The organism is Streptomyces roseus, from assembly GCF_001044425.1.
In the GTDB taxonomy this organism is placed as follows: domain Bacteria; phylum Actinomycetota; class Actinomycetes; order Streptomycetales; family Streptomycetaceae; genus Streptomyces; species Streptomyces roseus.
In genome coordinates this window covers 53,855-70,689 of the sequence record NZ_LFML01000003.1, presented here as the reverse complement: position 1 = coordinate 70,689, position 16,835 = coordinate 53,855, and the positions used below count along the sequence as shown (strand labels likewise).

Annotated in this window: 13 protein-coding genes and 2 pseudogenes; 8 read left to right on the top strand and 7 right to left on the bottom strand. The window is 73.3% G+C overall.

The window, feature by feature from the left end:
• From ACS04_RS00545 to ACS04_RS00520, 6 genes are all read right to left on the bottom strand, one after another.
• Positions 1 to 1,659, bottom strand: a 1,659-nt coding sequence (locus ACS04_RS00545) for an FAD-dependent monooxygenase (protein WP_048474425.1), incomplete at its 3' end; no start/stop codon positions are given.
• Positions 1,656 to 2,942 (bottom strand): tryptophan 2,3-dioxygenase, encoded by a 1,287-nt coding sequence (locus tag ACS04_RS00540; RefSeq protein ID WP_048474424.1) that lies wholly within the window; start codon positions 2,940 to 2,942, stop codon positions 1,656 to 1,658. The genes ACS04_RS00545 and ACS04_RS00540, both read right to left, overlap by 4 nt.
• Complete coding sequence (locus ACS04_RS00535; RefSeq protein WP_048474423.1) at positions 2,939 to 4,168, bottom strand: aminotransferase class V-fold PLP-dependent enzyme; 1,230 nt, start codon at positions 4,166 to 4,168, stop codon at positions 2,939 to 2,941. Before ACS04_RS00535 ends, ACS04_RS00540 begins: the two co-directional genes overlap by 4 nt.
• Complete coding sequence (locus ACS04_RS00530) at positions 4,165 to 5,007, bottom strand: tryptophan 2,3-dioxygenase family protein (protein ID WP_245236224.1); 843 nt, start codon at positions 5,005 to 5,007, stop codon at positions 4,165 to 4,167. The genes ACS04_RS00535 and ACS04_RS00530 overlap by 4 nt, the downstream gene beginning before the upstream one ends.
• A gap of 10 nt (positions 5,008 to 5,017) precedes the next feature.
• Positions 5,018 to 6,280 (bottom strand): ATP-grasp domain-containing protein, encoded by a 1,263-nt coding sequence (locus ACS04_RS00525; protein ID WP_048474422.1) that lies wholly within the window; start codon positions 6,278 to 6,280, stop codon positions 5,018 to 5,020.
• Positions 6,277 to 7,716 (bottom strand): hypothetical protein, encoded by a 1,440-nt coding sequence (locus tag ACS04_RS00520; protein ID WP_063839214.1) that lies wholly within the window; start codon positions 7,714 to 7,716, stop codon positions 6,277 to 6,279. Before ACS04_RS00520 ends, ACS04_RS00525 begins: the two co-directional genes overlap by 4 nt.
• A 442-nt stretch (positions 7,717 to 8,158) precedes the next feature.
• Here ACS04_RS00520 and ACS04_RS00515 point away from each other — a divergent pair, with 442 nt between their 5' ends.
• From ACS04_RS00515 to trpA, 8 genes and pseudogenes are all read left to right on the top strand, one after another.
• Entirely contained in the window at positions 8,159 to 8,728 is a 570-nt protein-coding gene (locus tag ACS04_RS00515; protein ID WP_048474421.1) for an NADPH-dependent FMN reductase, read from the top strand.
• A 12-nt stretch (positions 8,729 to 8,740) separates the two neighbouring features.
• Positions 8,741 to 9,715, top strand: a pseudogene (locus ACS04_RS00510) (ATP-grasp domain-containing protein); the annotation flags it as partial.
• Positions 9,716 to 9,901: 186 nt separating this feature from the next.
• Positions 9,902 to 11,505 (top strand): annotated as a pseudogene (locus tag ACS04_RS00505) (anthranilate synthase component I family protein).
• Complete coding sequence (locus tag ACS04_RS00500) at positions 11,502 to 12,122, top strand: anthranilate synthase component II (protein ID WP_048474419.1); 621 nt, start codon at positions 11,502 to 11,504, stop codon at positions 12,120 to 12,122. Before ACS04_RS00505 ends, ACS04_RS00500 begins: the two are co-directional and overlap by 4 nt.
• Positions 12,119 to 13,156, top strand: a complete 1,038-nt coding sequence (trpD, locus tag ACS04_RS00495) for an anthranilate phosphoribosyltransferase (protein WP_048474418.1) — start codon at positions 12,119 to 12,121, stop codon at positions 13,154 to 13,156. The genes ACS04_RS00500 and trpD overlap by 4 nt, the downstream gene beginning before the upstream one ends.
• A gap of 56 nt (positions 13,157 to 13,212) precedes the next feature.
• Positions 13,213 to 14,073, top strand: coding sequence for an indole-3-glycerol phosphate synthase TrpC (trpC, locus tag ACS04_RS00490; protein WP_398025162.1), 861 nt, complete (start codon positions 13,213 to 13,215; stop codon positions 14,071 to 14,073).
• Positions 14,070 to 15,317 carry a tryptophan synthase subunit beta gene (gene trpB, locus ACS04_RS00485; protein ID WP_048474417.1) on the top strand — a complete coding sequence of 416 codons (1,248 nt, stop codon included), beginning with the start codon at positions 14,070 to 14,072 and terminating at the stop codon, positions 15,315 to 15,317. Before trpC ends, trpB begins: the two co-directional genes overlap by 4 nt.
• A complete protein-coding gene (gene trpA / locus ACS04_RS00480; RefSeq protein WP_048474416.1) occupies positions 15,314 to 16,150 on the top strand; it encodes a tryptophan synthase subunit alpha in 837 nt (278 codons plus the stop codon). The genes trpB and trpA overlap by 4 nt, the downstream gene beginning before the upstream one ends.
• On the opposite strand, the gene folE is transcribed toward trpA, so the two are convergent.
• Positions 16,137 to 16,745 carry a GTP cyclohydrolase I FolE gene (gene folE / locus ACS04_RS00475; protein WP_048474415.1) on the bottom strand — a complete coding sequence of 203 codons (609 nt, stop codon included), beginning with the start codon at positions 16,743 to 16,745 and terminating at the stop codon, positions 16,137 to 16,139. The genes trpA and folE overlap by 14 nt on opposite strands.
• Positions 16,746 to 16,835 lie beyond the last annotated feature (90 nt).

The window sequence follows — 16,835 nt, the reverse complement described above, 5'->3', positions numbered from 1 at the left end:
GGCGGCGGCGGGAACGCGCTCGGCGCGGTCCTCGGCGGCGACCGCCGCGGTGGCGACGGCGCAGCGGGCGAGCGTCGCGCCGAAGAGCTCGGGCCGGCCCGCGTCGGCCAGGGCCGCGACGTGCCCGTCGGGGCGGACGACCAGGCAGGTGCCCTCGTCGGCCCGGTAGGCCTCGCGCAGCACGCCGTCGCGGTCGCGCAGGACGGTGACGCCCCCGGGCATGTCGGACGCGGGGCCCGCGGACGGTACGGCCAGCTCGCCCTCGCGCAGCACGACGATCAGACGGGCGGCCAGGCCCCGGGTGTCGGCGAGCGCACGCTCGGCGAAGGCGCGACCGGTGGCCCGGTCCGGGGCGAAGTACAGACCGGTGAAGCCGGCTCCGTACAGCTCGCGGACGCGGGCGGCGCCCGGGGCGGTGATCCGCGCGTCGGGGGCGAAGGCGCCCAGCAGCGGATGCCGTTCGGCGGACTCCACGATCGCGGAGGCGGTGTAGGTGTACGGCTCGGCCATCCTGCCGCTGTTGACCTTGTCGCGGGCTCCCTGGAAGGGCTGGGAGAGGGTCAGCAGCACCTTGCGGGCGATCCGGCGCGCGAGATTCGGCGGCACCATGAACTTGATGGTGGCCTCGGTGACGGCCAGGTTCTCCTTCGCGGCGGCGTGGCGCTCGTCGTGGTAGGTGTCGAGGAGGGCGTCCTCGGCCTTGCCCTGCATGACCAGGGCCAGCTTCCAGGCAAGGTTGTCGGCGTCCTGGATGCCGCTGTTCATGCCCCGGGAGCCGTAGGGCGGCAGGGAGTGGGCGGAGTCCCCGGCGAAGAAGATCCGGCCGAGGCGGAACTTCTCGACCACGCGCTGGTGGAAGCGGTAGGTGGACAGCCAGTCGATCTCGTAGTCGACGTCGCCGATGACCGCGCGGACCCGGGCGTCGAAACGGCCGTCGGCGCGCTCGGCCTCGATGTCGGTGTCGGGGGCGAGCTGCCAGTCGATGCGCCAGATGTCGTTCGGCTGCGGGTGCATGACCAGCTGGCGGCCCGGGTTGAAGGGCGGGTCGTAATGGAAGTGGCGCTCCTTGGCGAGCGGCAGCTTCACCTTCAGGTCGGTGATGAGGAAGCGGTCCTGGTGGCTGTAGCCGGTCCACTCGACCCCCGTCAGCGCCCGCATCGGGCTGCGGACGCCGTCGCAGGCGACGACGTAACGGCAGCGGTACGAGCGCGGGCCGTCCGGGGTGTCGGCGGTGACGGTGACCGCCTCGCCGTCCTGCTCGACGCCGGTGATCTCGTGGCTCCAGCGGACCTCGGTCAGCGCGCCGGCCTCGACCGTCTCCAGCAGCAGCTGCTCGATGCGGAACTGGGAGATGTTCACGAACGGGCCGTAGCCGATCCGGCGCGTGTACTCGGCGGCGCGGATCTCCTTGCCGCGCACGTAGGTGCGGGCGGTGGTCCAGGTGACGCCCTCGGCGCCGATGGTCTCGGCGCAGCCGAACTTGTCCAGCACCTCCAGCACGTCGCCCTGGATGAGGCAGGCCTTGGAGCCCTGCTTGCGCAGCTCGGGGTCGCGCTCGAAGAGGACGCTGGGGATGCCGAAGGAGGCGAGGCGCGCGGCCAGGGCCATGCCCACGGGCCCGGCACCGACGATGCCTACGGGGATCAGGTCGCTGTTCATGCTGCTGCTTCGCCTTCGTTCACGTGGTCGGTGGTGTCGGTGGTGTCGGTGGCCTCGGGCGCCTCCGCGACGCTGCGGAAGACCGGGATCTTGCGGACGGAGCTGAGGTACGGGGTGCCCTCCGTGGAGCCGGTCCCGGAGCGGGTGCCGAGCATCCGTACGGCGATCCGGTAGTGCGTCTGGCGCCAGCGGCGCAGCGCGCCGGCGAAGCCGAGCATCGCGGTGGTCAGCAGCTCGCGGTCCTGGGCGCCGAACCGGTCGTCGGCGAGGGCGGCGGAGCAGGCCTCGTCGAGGGTGGGCTGGCCGGCCAGGATCCGCATGCGCACCTCGGGGGTGGAGCGGTAGGCCGGGGAGTCCAGCCGGTCCTGGTCGGGGACCCGGCACAGGGACTCGACCAGCTTGTAGTTGCGGGACTGGATCGCGCTGGCGCCGTCGGTGAACTCCCGGAAGGTGCGGAAGGATTCGACCTGCATGGTGGCGAGCAGCGAGAACAGCGGCGCCGATTCGGACAGTACGGTCTCGGCGGCCTTCAGGTGCCCGGCCGCGTCCTGCGTGCGGGCGTCTTCGAGGCAGCCGATGGCCGTACGGATGCTCAGGGCCAGCAGCGCGAAGGTGGTCTCGAAGGTCTGGAGCACGCGGATGAACATGTACTCGTCGTGGGAGGTGTACACGGGCAGCATGCTGAGCCTCAGCACGTCGCGCTCGTGCCGGTCCAGCAGCTCGCCCTCGACGAAGTCCCACAACTGCGCGGCCTGGTCGGCCGGCTCGGCCGCGGTGAGCAGGTCGCCGTGGCCGAGCCGGGCCAGCGCGGGCTTGGCCACCCGTATGGCGAGGCGGTGGCGCTTCTCGACCAGCCGGGCGTCCGGCCGCATCTGCGGCAGCCAGTCGGTACGGCCTTGCGCCGCGGACAGCTCGAAGCGGAGCAGGTCGGCGAGGAGCTGGACGGTGAGGCGGTCCCGGGTGGTGCGCGCCGCCCGGGCGGCGGCCGCGCCGTCGTCCGCGGTCGGCAGGCCGAGCACGCTCAGCGAGGTGTAGGTGGGGTAGTCGTAGCGGCCGTCCCACTTGTCGAGCGCGGTGTCCAGGAACCGGTCCAGGAGGAGCCGCTCTGCCTCGTCGCCCCCGGCGGGCGCCTGCGCGGCGAGCCGCTCCCTGGCCAGGGCCAGGGACTTCAGGGTCTGGTCCGGGACGAAGTGCTTGCCGACGCGGTGGAACTCGGCGGTCACCGCGGAGTAGGGGAACCGGCTGGGCACGGGATCGGCCAGCCAGTCGGTCAGCTCATTCACGCTTGCGGGCTCACCTTCGGGAGTGGGACGGGAAGGACGGCCGGGCCGGTCAGCGCGCGGAACTCGCGCAGGGCCTGGCAGAGGGCCTCCACGTCGTCGGCGGAGTTGTAGTAGTGGAAGGACAGCCGTACGACGGGCCCGCGCGGGCTGACCGCGATGCCCCGGCCGGCCAGCCAGCCGGCGAGGGCGGGCGGGTCGGTGTCGTACAGGCCGAGGTGCGCCCCCTGGAGTTCGGGGGTCTCGGCCCGCCGCACCCGCTCGCCCTGGGCGCCGAGGGCGCGCGCCGCACGGTCGATGAGGGCGGCGACGTGGCGCCGTACGTCGGCCGGGTCGACCCCGAGGAACAGGTCGAGCGCGGCGTTGGCCGCGTACACGGCGGGCACCGCGGGGGTGCCGGTCTCGAACCGCCGGGCGACGGCCGGGAAGTCGAGGTTCAGGGGGTCGAAGGCCATCGGCTCGATGCGGCCGAACCAGCCGGTCAGCTGCGGGTCCTGATCACCCGCCAGGCCGGAGCGGGCGTAGAGGAAGGCCAGGCCGGGCAGTCCGGCGAGGTACTTCATCGTGCCCGCGACCAGGTAGTCGCATCCGATCCGGGCGACGTCCACCGGCATCGCGCCGACGGCCTGGTAGGCGTCGACGAAGGTCAGCGCCCCGGCCTCGCGGCCGGCCTCGACGATCTCGGCGACCGGCGGCCGTTCGGCGTACTGGTAGGTGGACATCGGGACGGACACGAGGGCGGTGGCCGGGCCCAGGACCGCCGTGTAGTCGGCCGGCCGGATCCGCCCCGTGCTGCGGTCGCCGGTGAAGAGCACCCGGGCGCCGCGCGGACGCTGGGCGAGCCAGACGTGCGCGACGGACGGGAACTCCTCGACGGTCGTGACGATGTCGGTCCGGGTGTCCAGGGCGAGCGTCGAGACCACCTGGTAGGCGCCGACCGAGGCGTTGGGCAGGATCGCTATCTGCTCCGGGGCGGCGCCGATCAGGGTCGCGAAGCGCAGGCGCGCGCCTTCGATCTCCTGCTCGAACCGGGCCCAGGGGGCGCCGTGGGCCGCGATGGCCTCCTGCATCCGCTCCAGCGCCGCGTCGACGGCGTCGGAGCGGGCTCCGAGGCTGCAGCTGGCCAGGTGGACCGTCCGCTCCAGCATCGGGAACCCGCGGCGGAAAGCGGCGGCGGTGACGGGCGGCGGGGCCTCTTGGGCTGCGGGGGCCGGTGAGCCGGGGCTCATGGCCGGCTCACCGGGCAGACCTGCCGCTCAGCGGTCCCGTCGGCCTGGGCGGCCCGGTGGGCCTGGTGGGCCTCGTGCGCCTCCTGCGCCGGCGCCTCCTGCGCCTCGTCGGCGAACTCGGGTGCCGGTTCGGCATCGCCCATCGGGCCGGCCAGGGTCAGCTCGGTACGCAGTTCCCACAGGTAGGGGAAGAACTTGTGGCCGATCAGCTTGGCGAGGAACTCCACCGGGGCGCCCTTGGTGCCGACCACGGAGTGGCCGATGACGCGGGTGGCCATCTTGTAGTGCTGGGTGCGCCACAGCGAGATCCGCTCGTCCCAGTCGATCATCGCCTCGGCCAGCCGGTACTCGGCGGTGTCGTGGCCGGTGCGGTAGACCTCCGCGAGGTCGGTGCCCCGGGCCTCGACGAGCCGCGAGAAGGACTTGTCGATGTCCTGGCTGACCTGGCGGGCCAGCTTCCAGCCCGGGGACTCGAACCCCGAGCCGTGGCCGAGGACGGTGCGGATGATCTGGAAGTCCCAGGGGGCCAGGTGGCGCATCATCTCCAGCTGGTCGGCGGTCATCCGGGCGCCGAGCGAGGCGCGGCCGAGCAGACGGGCCGCGGTGTCCAGGTGGCCCGCGTCGATCTGCCGGGCCGCCTCCTCGACCTCGTAACAGGCCAGCTTGAGCCAGAGCTCGGTGGACTGGTGGACGACCTGGAAGAGCATCTCGTCCCGGTGGATCATGTCCTCCGGGCGGCGCTGGAGCGACAACAGCGTGTCGGTGCGCATGTAGCGCGTGTAGTCGTTGTCCCCGTCTCCGTCGAGTACGGGAACCGAGTAGTCCTTGGACACGGACACGGTGCTCCTGTCAGGCGTTCGTGGTGGACAGGGCGAGCGGCTCGGCGCGTACCCGGAAGTCCTCGGCGGTGGCGGTCACGGCGGCCTCGGCGGCGGCGCCGGTGGCGGCGCGGAACCGGAAGCGGCCGCCGACGTGCTCGTAGTAGGCGTCCGCGTCCGGCAGCACCTCGCCCGGGCGCAGGACGACCTCGGCGTACGGGCCGTCGGCGCGGCCGGTCATGGAGGTGGACTCCGTGATCCGGCACGGGCGTTCGGCCGGGGCGGGCACGAGCATCCAGCCGGCCACCTCCCCGGCGGCATGCGGTGCGGCGGCGCCCGGTGGCACCGGCGGCAGGGGGCGGCCCAGCTGGAGCTGCCAGGCGGCGTGCATCAGGTCGAAGCCGTGCACCTCCCGCCACAGGAAGGGGATCTCGGCGCCGCCCACGCGGGCCCCGCACTCCAGGAACCGGCAGACGGGGCGGCCGTCCGCGTCCCGGTCGATGAAGAGTTCGAGGTGGAAGACGGTGGCCCGGCCGGGGGAGAGCGCGCCGAGGTAGGCGGTCGCCGCCCGCTCGACGGCCGCGTTGACCTCCGGATCGTCGATCTCGACGGAGCCGAGGAAGTTGCCGTCGCGGAAGCCCAGGCAGGTGTTGAGGTAGCGCGAAGCCCGCCAGGCCAGCAGCCGCCGGCCGTCGAAGACACCGTCCACGTGGGAGATCGGGGCCTGGACGAAGGCCTGGACGAGCATCGGCTCGCTGTCCAGGTCCAGCCCGCCCACCTCCTCGGGGCCGTCCACCCTGACCACGCCGGCGCTGGAACTGCCGGTGCGCGGCTTGACGATGACCGGCCAGCCGGAGTCCGCGGCGAAGGCGAGGACGGCGGAGGTGTCGGTGGCCGCGGCGAAGGCGGGGACGTCCAGTCCCGCGTCGGCGACGGCACGGCACATCACGTACTTGTCGCGGAAGACGATCTGCGAGGGCTGGCGCGGGCCCGGGACGTCCCACTCCTCGCGCAGTGCGGCGCCGACCAGCAGGTCGTCCTCCTTGAGGGCGACGATCGCCGCGGGCGCACCGTGCCGGGCGGCGAGGGCACGGACCTCGTCGCGCACCCGCTCCAGGTCGTCGGTGGCGGGGACCAGGACGACCTCGTGGGCCTCGGCGGGTACCGAACCGGTGCCCACCTCGGTGGTGACGTAACTGACGCGGTGCTCGGCGTGGTCGATGTAGCGGGTGAATTCCGCGTACCGCTCGCGCCAGCGGTTGACGACGACGATGTGCGGGCGGTGGTCGGTCATATCCGGGACTCCTCGAATGCGGCTGCGCTTTCCGGCGCGGATGCGGGCACGGATTCCAGCGCGGATTCCGGCGCGGGCGCGGTTTCCGGGTGGGTGAATACGCAGGTGCCGCGGGTTCCGGGGTTCGCGTACGTGATGACGGAGCCGTCCTGCGGCTTCAGCGCCCGGCAGAAGGCGCCGCCGAATCCCTGCGGGGTGACGAAGATCCCCCAGTTCGCGACCCACTCCTCGACGCGTCCGCTGCCCGGGTCGACCACCGGCTCCAGGGCCGGTACGACCAGCTCCTGCGCCACGTAGTCCCGTACGGCGGTCAGCTCCAGGGCCTCCTGCCACACGGCGTCGGTGACGTCGCGCCCGATGACCACGCCGTCGGCGCTGTAGCCGATGCCGGGCTTCAGGACGAGCTCGGCGCGGTGCGTCCGGGCGCGGGCGAGGGCCTGCGCGGCGTCGGGGGCGTCGGCGGCGAGCACCCAGGTGCGCGGCAGCACCCGGTCCACCAGCTCCTTCTCGGCGTCGGAGAGTTCGGCGCGCACCGCGGCCCGGTGCAGCAGGCCGAGCGCGGCCTTGCTGGTGAACAGGGCCCCTTCGAGCGGGGTGAAGAGCGCGGTGCGGCCGGCCGCGTGGGCGCGGTTTACCCGGCTCAGGGCCGCCCTGGCGACGGGGTCCCCGGCGATCTGGCCGGCGGCGAAGTAGCGCAGGACCACGTCCAGGGGGCGGCCGTGGAGGGCGAGCTTGCCGTCCGCCTCCTCGGTCAGCTCCTGGATCTCGCCGAGCAGCAGCTCGATGCCGTGGCCGCGCATGTCCTCCTGGATGGAGAGGAAGACGCTGTCGTGGTCGCCGAACGCGCCCGGCCCCTCCAGCAGCGCCACCACCGGGCTGACCGGGTCGGCGCCGGCGACCGTGGCCGCCGCGGCGCGCAGCTGGGCCACCAGGTGGTCCATGGTGTCGGTGTGGCGCAGCCCGTTGGCCTCGGCGAAGGCGCGGAACGCGGGCACGTCCAGGAGCGCCCGGTTCAGCTGGGCGCTGTCGACGCCGCCCAGCTCGCTGCCGACGTTCAGCTCCAGCAGCCGGAAGCGCTCGCCGTCGTGGAAGGCGTCGGCGCGGGCGTACAGCAGCGGGTCGCCGGTCGCGCCCTCGCGCATCACCTCGATCAGCTCCGGCGTCAGGCCGATGGCCGCGCCGTAGCGGTCGAGGTCACCGCCGAAGCAGCGGTCGGGGAGCGAGACGAGGAGCCGGAAGACGGCTGCCAGGTCCTCGGCGAAGGAGGTGATCTCGCGCTCGCAGACGAGGACGGGGCGGGGCAGCAGGACGTGTCCGTAGGACTCGTCGTACGCGGCGGGAAGGTCGATCCGCGCGTTCAGCGTGCGCAGGTCGTTGTCGGGATCCGCGGTCGCGGTGACGTAGCGGCCGGTGGGCGAATTCGCTGAATTCTCCATGGGCGGTCTCCATTTCTGCCGGATCAGGGCATGCCGGATCACGGCACGAAGGGGAAGCCGCCGAAAGCGCGGCGGCGCGGGAAAGACCGGGAAGGAAATACCGGTGAGAGACACCGGGAAGGAAGGAAGGAAGGAAGGAAAACGCGTCGCATCGCGATGACGGGACGACGAGTACGAGGAGACCCGCGGTGACGTGATCTCACTGTGGCACCGGCCGCACCGGCCGGGGCCGTCTCCCGGGCCGCGCGTTTACGGCTGTCGTGAATGCGCCAGGCAGCCCCGTTCGGACATAAGCGGACGGATGGGGACGTAGAGCATGGCCGAGGGGCCTCATCCGGTTGCGCACCGCCCGGCGCTGCTGTTTACCTACACATCACTGCAGGGGCCCGTGCCCCTCCGGACGATCCGCGGTGACACCGGAACGTCCACCAAGGAGAACCCCATGCCCCGCCTGCAGATCATCACCGCCAGCACCCGCCCCGGCCGGGTCGGCTCCACCGTCGCCGCCTGGGCCCTGGACGAGGCCCGCCGGCACGGCGCCTTCGACGTCGAGGCCATCGACCTCGCCGAGGTCGCCCTGCCGTTCCTCGACGAGCCGCAGGAGGCGTCCACCGGCCACTACGTCCACCAGCACACCAAGGACTGGAGCGCCACGATCTCCCGCGGCGACGCCTGCCTGTTCGTCATGCCGATGTACAACGGCACCTATTCCGCGCCGCTGAAGAACGCCATCGACTTCCTCTACGACGAGTGGCAGGACAAGCCGGTCGGCCTGTTCACCTACACCGCCGGCCCCTCCGGCGGCCTCCCCGCCATCGAGGCCCTGCGCCCGATCCTCACCCGCATCGGCTTCCGCCCCGCCGAGCGCAGCGTCCGCGTACCCGGCATCGGCGAGCTGACCGGCCCCGACGGGTTCCGTGCCCCGGCCGGGCTCGACGGTGAACTGGCCGGCGTACTGGACGAGCTGGCCAAGCTGGCCGCCGACGCCGACGCCTCCCCCGCACAGGTCTGAGAGGAAGCCGCCATGACCGATCCCTCCCCCCAGTCCGCCGAGCGCCTCGTCGTCGTGGGCAGTGGCGGGCGCCCGTACCGGGAGTACTCCTTCCGGTCCCTGCACACGGAGTACGTCCTCAGCGCCGTGCTCTCCGCCGAGCCGACCTGGCAGCGCGCCTACCTCGACTCCTACGTCGTCGCCGACCTGTCCGACCCGGTGGCCATCGCCGACGCCGTACTCACCCTGGCCGGCGCGGACTCCACCCGGGTCGCCGTCATGACCTGGGACGAGACCGCCGTCGAGGCCACCGCCGAAGCCGCCGCCAAGCTCGGGCTGCCTCAGCTGTCGCCCGAAGCCGCCCGGCACTGCCGCGACAAGTACGCCACCCGCACCCTGATGGCGGAGGCGGGCCTCGCCGCCGTCCGCCACCGGCTCGTCACCACGGCCGACGAAGCGGTGGCCGCTGCCGCCGAGTTCGGCTGGCCCGTCGTCCTCAAGCCGCGCGCGCTGGCCGGCAGCATCGGCGTCACCCGCGCCGACGACGCGACCCAGGTCCGCGCCGCGTTCGCGCTCGCCGCCGGCGCCGCCTTCGCAACCCTCCCCACCGGCCACGGCATCCTCGTCGAGGAGTACCTGGACGGCCCCGAGATCAGCGTCGACAGCGCCGTCCACGACGGCGAGGTCCACGTCGTCCACATCGCCCGCAAACGCCTCGGCTTCGCCCCGTACTTCGAGGAGGTCGGCCACCTGGTCGCCGCCTCGTACGACGAACCGTGGGAGGAGGGGGTGCGCGAGCTCGTCGCCGGAGCGCACCGGGTGCTCGGCGTCACCACCGGCGTCACGCACGCCGAGGTCCGCCTCACCTCCCGCGGCCCCCGGCTGATCGAGCTGAACGCCCGCCTCGGCGGCGACCTCATCCCCTTCATCAGCGCCTTCGCGACCGGCATCGACCTGGTCAGGGTCGCCGCCGAGCTGTCCTTCGGCCGCCTCCCCGACCTCACCCCGACCCTGCGGCGCACCGCCGAGGTCCGGTTCGTGTACGCCGACACCGACGGCCGTGCCCGCCCCCTCGACCTCACCGCCGCCGCTGCCGTCCCCGGCATCGCCCACACCGCCGCCCTGGCCGAACCCGGCGACCGGCTGCTGCTGCCGCCCCGCCAGGCCATCCCGCGGCTGGCCGCCCTGGTGGCCGTGGGCCCGTACGAGACCGCCTGCCGGCAGGTCCTCGACTCCGCGCACGCCGCCGTGGACCGCTCCGTGGACCCGCTGGCCGAGCCGGGGACGGAGGCCACCGCATGACCACCGCCGCCGCCCCGCCCGCCTCCCTCGGCTCCGGGGTCGTCCCCGGCCCCGCGGCCGCCCGCGCTCTGGCCGCCGCACACGCCTACGTACCGCTCTACGTCGACCTCCTCGCCGACACGCTCTCCCCGGTCACCGCCTTCGCCCGGCTCTGCGGCCCGGAGGAGCCCGGTCTGCTCCTGGAGAGCGTCATCGGGACCGAGAGCACCGTGGCCGTGGCCCGCTACTCGTACATCGCCCACGGGACCAGCCCCGTCGCCCTCGGCGACGGCGACCCGCTGCTCGCGCTCCAGCCGCTCGCCGACCGCGACGTCGCCCGCGTACCCGGCCTTCCGCCCTTCCACGGCGGGGCCGTCGGCTACCTCGGCTACGAGAGCGCCCGTCACTTCGAGCGCCTGCCCAGCGCACCGGGGGCCGGGCCCGGCATGCCCGAATCGGTGTTCCTGCGCGCCGACGACCTGGTCGTCTTCGACCACGCCACCCGCAGACTGCTGATCACCACGCTCCACGACACCGCCGCGGAGACGTACGACGACGCGGTCGCCCGGCTCTGCGCCACCCGCGACCGCCTCTTCGCCGACGCCGCCCCCGACCGCGGCGGCCGCGGCGCGGACACCCGGCCGCTCGTCCCGACCCGTACCGCGCAGCAGCAGGACCGGTCGGCCTGGCACGCCCACACCAGCGAGGAGCGCTTCCTCGACATGGTCGGCGCCGCCCGCGAGCACATCCGGGCCGGGGACATCTTCCAGGTCGTGCTCTCCCAGCGGTTCAGCAAGCCGCTCGCCGCCGAACCCCTGGACGTCTACCGCCACTTGCGCGCCGTCAACCCGTCCCCGTACATGTTCCACCTCGCCCTCGGCGGCGGCCGGCACGTGATCGGCGCCTCCCCCGAACTGCTCGTGAAGGTCGAGGACGGCAGGGCGCAGACCCGGCCGCTCGCCGGCACCCGCTGGCGCGGCACCGATGCCGCCACCGACGCCGCCCTGGAGGCGGAGCTGCTCGCCGACGAGAAGGAGTGCGCCGAGCACGTCATGCTCGTCGACCTCGGCCGCAACGACATCGGGCGGATCGCCGCCCCCGGCACCGTCCGCGTGGACCGGCTGATGGAGGTCGAGCGCTACTCGCACGTCATGCACCTGTCCTCGACGGTCAGCGGCGACCTCGCCGACGGCCGCACCCCCCTGGACGCACTGCGCTCCACCTTCCCCGCCGGCACCGTCTCCGGCGCGCCCAAGATCCGGGCCATGGAGATCATCGCCGAGCTGGAGGCGGAACGCCGCGGCGTCTACGGCGGCGCCCTCGGCTTCATCGGCACCGGCGGCTGCCTCGACACCGCCATCGCGCTGCGCACCCTGGTCATCGCCGACGGCAAGGCCTGGGTCCAGGCCGGCGCCGGAGTGGTGGCCGACTCCGACCCCGCCGCCGAGTACCGGGAGACCCTCAACAAGGCGCAGGCGCTGTTCGCCGCCGTGGAACGGGCGGAGGCAGCCGCATGAGCGACCGTCCCCGCCTCCCGGTCCGCGTCGGCGTCGTCGACAACTACGACTCCTTCACCTACAACCTGGTCCAGTACCTCGCGCAGGCCGGCGCCGAACCGGTCGTCCACCGCAACGACGGCGTCACCACCGGCGAACTCGCCGCCCACGACGCCGTCCTGATCTCGCCCGGCCCCGGCAACCCGGGGCAGGCGGGCGTCAGCCTCGCCGCCGTCCGCGAACTCAGCGGGCGCCTCCCCCTGCTCGGCGTCTGCCTGGGCCACCAGTCCATCGCCGAGGCCTTCGGCGCCGACGTGGTCCGGGTGGGCCCCGTGCACGGCAAGACCGAGCGCGTACGGCACGACGGCACCGGCGTCCTGGCCGGCCTGCCCGACCCCTTCACGGCCACCCGCTACCACTCCCTCGCCGTCGAGCCGCGGACCCTGCCCGGCGAACTGGCCGCCAACGCGTGGGCCCAGGACGGCACGATCATGGGCGTGCGGCACCTCACCCATCCGACGTACGGGGTGCAGTTCCACCCCGAGTCCGTCCTCACCGACCAGGGGCTGCGGATCATCGTCAACTTCGTGGAATCCGTACGTACGGCCGGCTCCCGCCGGCTCCAGGAGGTCCGGTGAAGTCCGCACTGCGCACCCTGGCCGCCGGCCGCCGCCTGACCCGTGAGGAGACCGGCCGCGCCATGGCCGCCGTACTCCGCGGCGAGGCCACGCCCGGCCAGATCGCCGGCTTCGCCATGGCGCTGTCCGCCCGCGGCGCCGACGTCGAGGAGATCGTCGGACTGGTCTCCACCGCCCGTGCCTTCGGCACCCGCCTGGCCGGTGACGGCCGGGTCCTGGACACCTGCGGCACCGGCGGCGCCGGCCACGACACCTTCAACATCTCCACCACCGCGGCGATCGTCGCGGCGGCCTGCGGGGTTCCCGTCGCCAAGCACGGCAACCGGAGCGCCTCCTCCGCCTGCGGCAGCGCCGACGTCCTCGAAGCGCTGGGCGTTCCCATCGACCTCGGCTCGGCGGACGCCGCGGCCTGCCTGGCCGAGACCGGCATCACCTTCCTCTTCGCGCCGGTCTTCCAGCCCGCCTTCCGGCACGCCGCCGGTCCGCGCCGCGAACTCGGGGTACGGACCGTCTTCAACGTCCTCGGGCCGCTCTGCAACCCGGCCGGTGCCCGCTTCCAGACCCTGGGCGTGTCCGACCCCGCCCTGCTGGAGGTGATGGCCGAGGTCCTGCGCCGGCTCGGCACCGAACGCGCCCTGGTGTTCTGCGCCGACGACGGACTGGACGAGCTGAGCACCTGCTCCCCCTCGCGCGTCGTGGAGCTGGCCGACGGCGCCACCACGTCCTACCGGCTCGACCCCGCCGATCTGGGCCTCGCCCCCGCCACCCTGGCGGACCTGCGGGGCGGCGACGCCACCACCAACGCGGCGACCGTACGCCGGATCCTGGCGGGCGAGCACGGCCCGCGCCGGGACGTCGTGCTGCTCAACACGGCCGCGGCCCTGCGTGCGGCCGGGCAGTGCGAGGACTGGCGGACGGGCATCGCCCGCGCCGCCGAGGCCATCGACGGCGGGGACGCGGCCGCCGTCCTGGAGCGGTGGGTGGCGACGGGCACCGCCCGGCGGGCCCGGCGGGCCGAGCGGACCGCCGCGTGACACCCAGCACCGCACCGACACCCGCGACCCCGCGAACCGAACGAGGAGCAACCGCTGTGTCCACCCCCACCGCACCGCCGGGCCTGCCGGGCCCGGCCGGCCTGCCGGGCCTGATCGGCGAGCTGATCGAAGCCGCGCACCGCCAGACGGCCGCCCGCAGCGCCGAGGTCCCGCTGGCCGAGGTGGAGCGGCGCGCCGCGAGCGCCCCCGCCGTACGGGACTTCGGAGCCGCCCTGCGGGCCCCCGGCCTCGGCGTCATCGCCGAGCTCAAGCCCCGGAGCCCGCTGAAGGGCCCGCTCGTCGACCCGGCCGCGTACCGGCCCGCCGAGCTGGCCCGGCGCTACCAGGCGGGCGGCGCCTGCGCGCTCTCCGTCCTGGCGCACACCGAGGGCTTCGGCGGCCGGCCCGAGGACCTGCAAGCCGTACGGGAGGCCGTGGCCCTGCCCGTCATGCGCAAGGACTTCATCGTCGACGAGTACCAGATCGCCGAAGCACGCGCGTACGGCGCGGACGCGGTCCTGCTCGTGGTCGCCGCCCTCACCGGGGACCGGCTGGCCGAGCTGTACGCGTACGCCGAAGCGCTGGGCCTGCACCTGCTGGTGGAGGTCCACAGCGAGGCGGAGGCGAGCACGGCGCTGGCCCTCGGCGCCGTCAACATCGGCGTCAACCACCGCGACCTGCGGGACTTCAGCATCGACCTCGGCCTCACCGGCCGGCTGCGGACGCAGGTCCCGGCGGACCGCGTGCTGGTCGCGGAGAGCGGCGTACGCGGCCCGGCGGACGCCCTGAGGCTGCGCGCCGACGGCGCCGACGCCGTACTGGTGGGGGAAACCCTGATGCGGTCGGCCGATCCGGCGGCGGAAGTGGCACGACTCAAGGACACCCAGGCACGCCGAACCCTTCAGGAGGGGTCATGACCTCGTTCTTCATTCCGGACCCGGAGGGTCACACCCCGAACGCCGAGGGTTACTTCGGTGACTTCGGCGGCAAGTTCATCCCGGAGGCGCTGGTCGCCGCGGTGGACGAGGTCGCCGTCGAGTACGAGAAGGCCAAGGGCGACCCGGCCTTCACCGCCGAACTCAACGACCTGATGGTCAACTACACCGGCCGGCCCAGCGCCCTGACCGAGGTTCCCCGCTTCGCCGGGCACGCCGGCGGTGCCCGGATCTTCCTCAAGCGCGAGGACCTCAACCACACCGGCTCCCACAAGATCAACAACGTGCTGGGGCAGGCCCTGCTCACCAAGCGCATGGGCAAGACCCGCGTCATCGCCGAGACCGGAGCCGGCCAGCACGGCGTCGCCACCGCCACCGCCTGCGCCCTCTTCGGCCTCGAATGCACCGTCTACATGGGCGAGATCGACACCCGGCGCCAAGCCCTGAACGTGGCCCGCATGCGGATGCTCGGCGCCGAGGTCATCGCCGTCAAGTCCGGCTCGCGCACCCTCAAGGACGCCATCAACGAGGCGTTCCGCGACTGGGTCGCCAACGTGGACCGCACCCACTACCTCTTCGGCACCGTCGCCGGCCCCCACCCCTTCCCCGCCATGGTCCGCGACTTCCACCGCGTCATCGGCGTCGAGGCCCGCCGCCAGATCCTGGAACGCACCGGCCGCCTGCCCGACGCCGTCGCGGCCTGCGTGGGCGGCGGCTCCAACGCCATCGGCCTCTTCCACGCCTTCCTCCCCGACACCGACGTCCGCCTGGTCGGCTTCGAACCCGCCGGCCACGGCGTCGAGACCGGCGAACACGCCGCCACCCTGACCGCGGGCGAACCCGGCATCCTGCACGGCTCCCGCTCCTACGTCCTGCAGGACGAGGAAGGCCAGATCACCGAGCCCTACTCCATCTCCGCCGGCCTGGACTACCCCGGCATCGGCCCCGAACACTCCCACCTCAAGGACACCGGCCGCGCCGAGTACCGGGCCGTCACCGACGACGCGGCGATGCAGGCCCTGCGCCTGCTCTCCCGCACCGAGGGCATCATCCCCGCCATCGAGTCCGCCCACGCCCTCGCCGGCGCCCTCGACCTCGGCCGCGAACTCGGCACCGACGGACTGATCGTGGTCAACCTCTCCGGCCGCGGCGACAAGGACATGGACACCGCCGCCCGCTACTTCCACCTCTACGACACCGACGCCTGCGAGGGGGAGACCAAGTGAGCGGCAACATCGAACTCCTCTCCGCCACCCTCGCCAAGGCCAAGTCCGAGGACCGCGCGGCCCTGGTCGCCTACCTCCCGGCCGGGTTCCCGACCGTCGACGGCGCCATCGAGGCCGTCAAGGCCGTCATCGCGGGCGGCGCGGACGTGGTCGAGGTCGGCCTCCCGCACAGCGACCCCGTCCTGGACGGCGCGATCATCCAGACCGCCGACGACATCGCCCTGCGCGGCGGCGTCAAGATCGCCGACGTCCTGCGCACCGTGCGCGAGGCACACGCGGCGACCGGGGCGCCGGTGCTGGTGATGACGTACTGGAACCCCATCGACCGCTACGGCGTGGAGCGGTTCGCCGCTGAGCTGGCCGCGGCGGGCGGCGCGGGCTGCATCCTGCCCGACCTGCCCGTCCAGGAATCCGCCCTGTGGCGCGAGCACGCCGACAAGTACGGCCTGGCGACCGTCTTCGTCGTCGCCCCCAGCAGCAAGGACGCGCGCCTGGCGACCATCACGGCCGCCGGTTCCGGCTTCGTCTACGCCGCCTCGCTGATGGGCGTCACCGGCACCCGCGAATCCGTCGGCAACGAGGCCCAGGAACTCGTCCGCCGCACCCGCACCACCACCGACCTCCCCGTCTGCGTCGGCCTCGGCGTCTCCAACGCCGTCCAGGCCAAACAGGTCGCGGGATTCGCCGACGGAGTCATCGTCGGCTCCGCCTTCGTCAAGCTGCTCCTGGACGCACCCGACCTGCCGACCGGACTGACAGCCGTCAAGGCCCTCGCCGGCGAGCTCGCCGAAGGCGTCCGCAGGGGCCGGGAAGGGGCCTCTAGCGCGCCATGATCAGGCTCATGGCCTCGTTGCGGGTCGCGGGGTCGCGGAGCTGGCCCCGGACCGCCGAGGTGATCGTCTTCGCCCCGGGCTTGCGGACCCCGCGCATCGTCATGCACATGTGCTCGCACTCGACGACCACGATGACCCCGCGCGGCTCCAGGATTTCCATCAGGGAATCCGCTATCTGCGTGGTCAGCCGCTCCTGCACCTGCGGGCGGCGGGCGTACACGTCCACGAGGCGGGCCAGCTTCGAGAGCCCGGTGATCTTGCCGTCGGTGGACGGGATGTAGCCGACGTGGGCCACGCCGTGGAACGGCACCAGGTGGTGCTCACAGTTGCTCATGACCTCGATGTCCTTCACCAGGACCATCTCGTCGTGTCCCAGGTCGAAGGTGGTCGTGAGGACCTCTTCGGGCTTCTGGTAGAGGCCGGCGAATATCTCCTTGTAGGCGCGGGCCACACGGGCCGGGGTTTCGAGGAGGCCTTCGCGGTCCGGGTCCTCGCCGACCGCGATCAGGAGCTCGCGGACCGCCGCCTGGGCGCGCTTCTCGTCGAACTCTCCGATCGTGCCCTCGTCACCGGTCAGGGTCACTGGGTCGGTCATCTCTTCCTCGTTCCTGTGTGCACTGGCGCCTCACGGGCACGCAAAAGTGCCGCGCCCCCCAGGCTAGAACCTGGGGGGCGCGGCATCCAT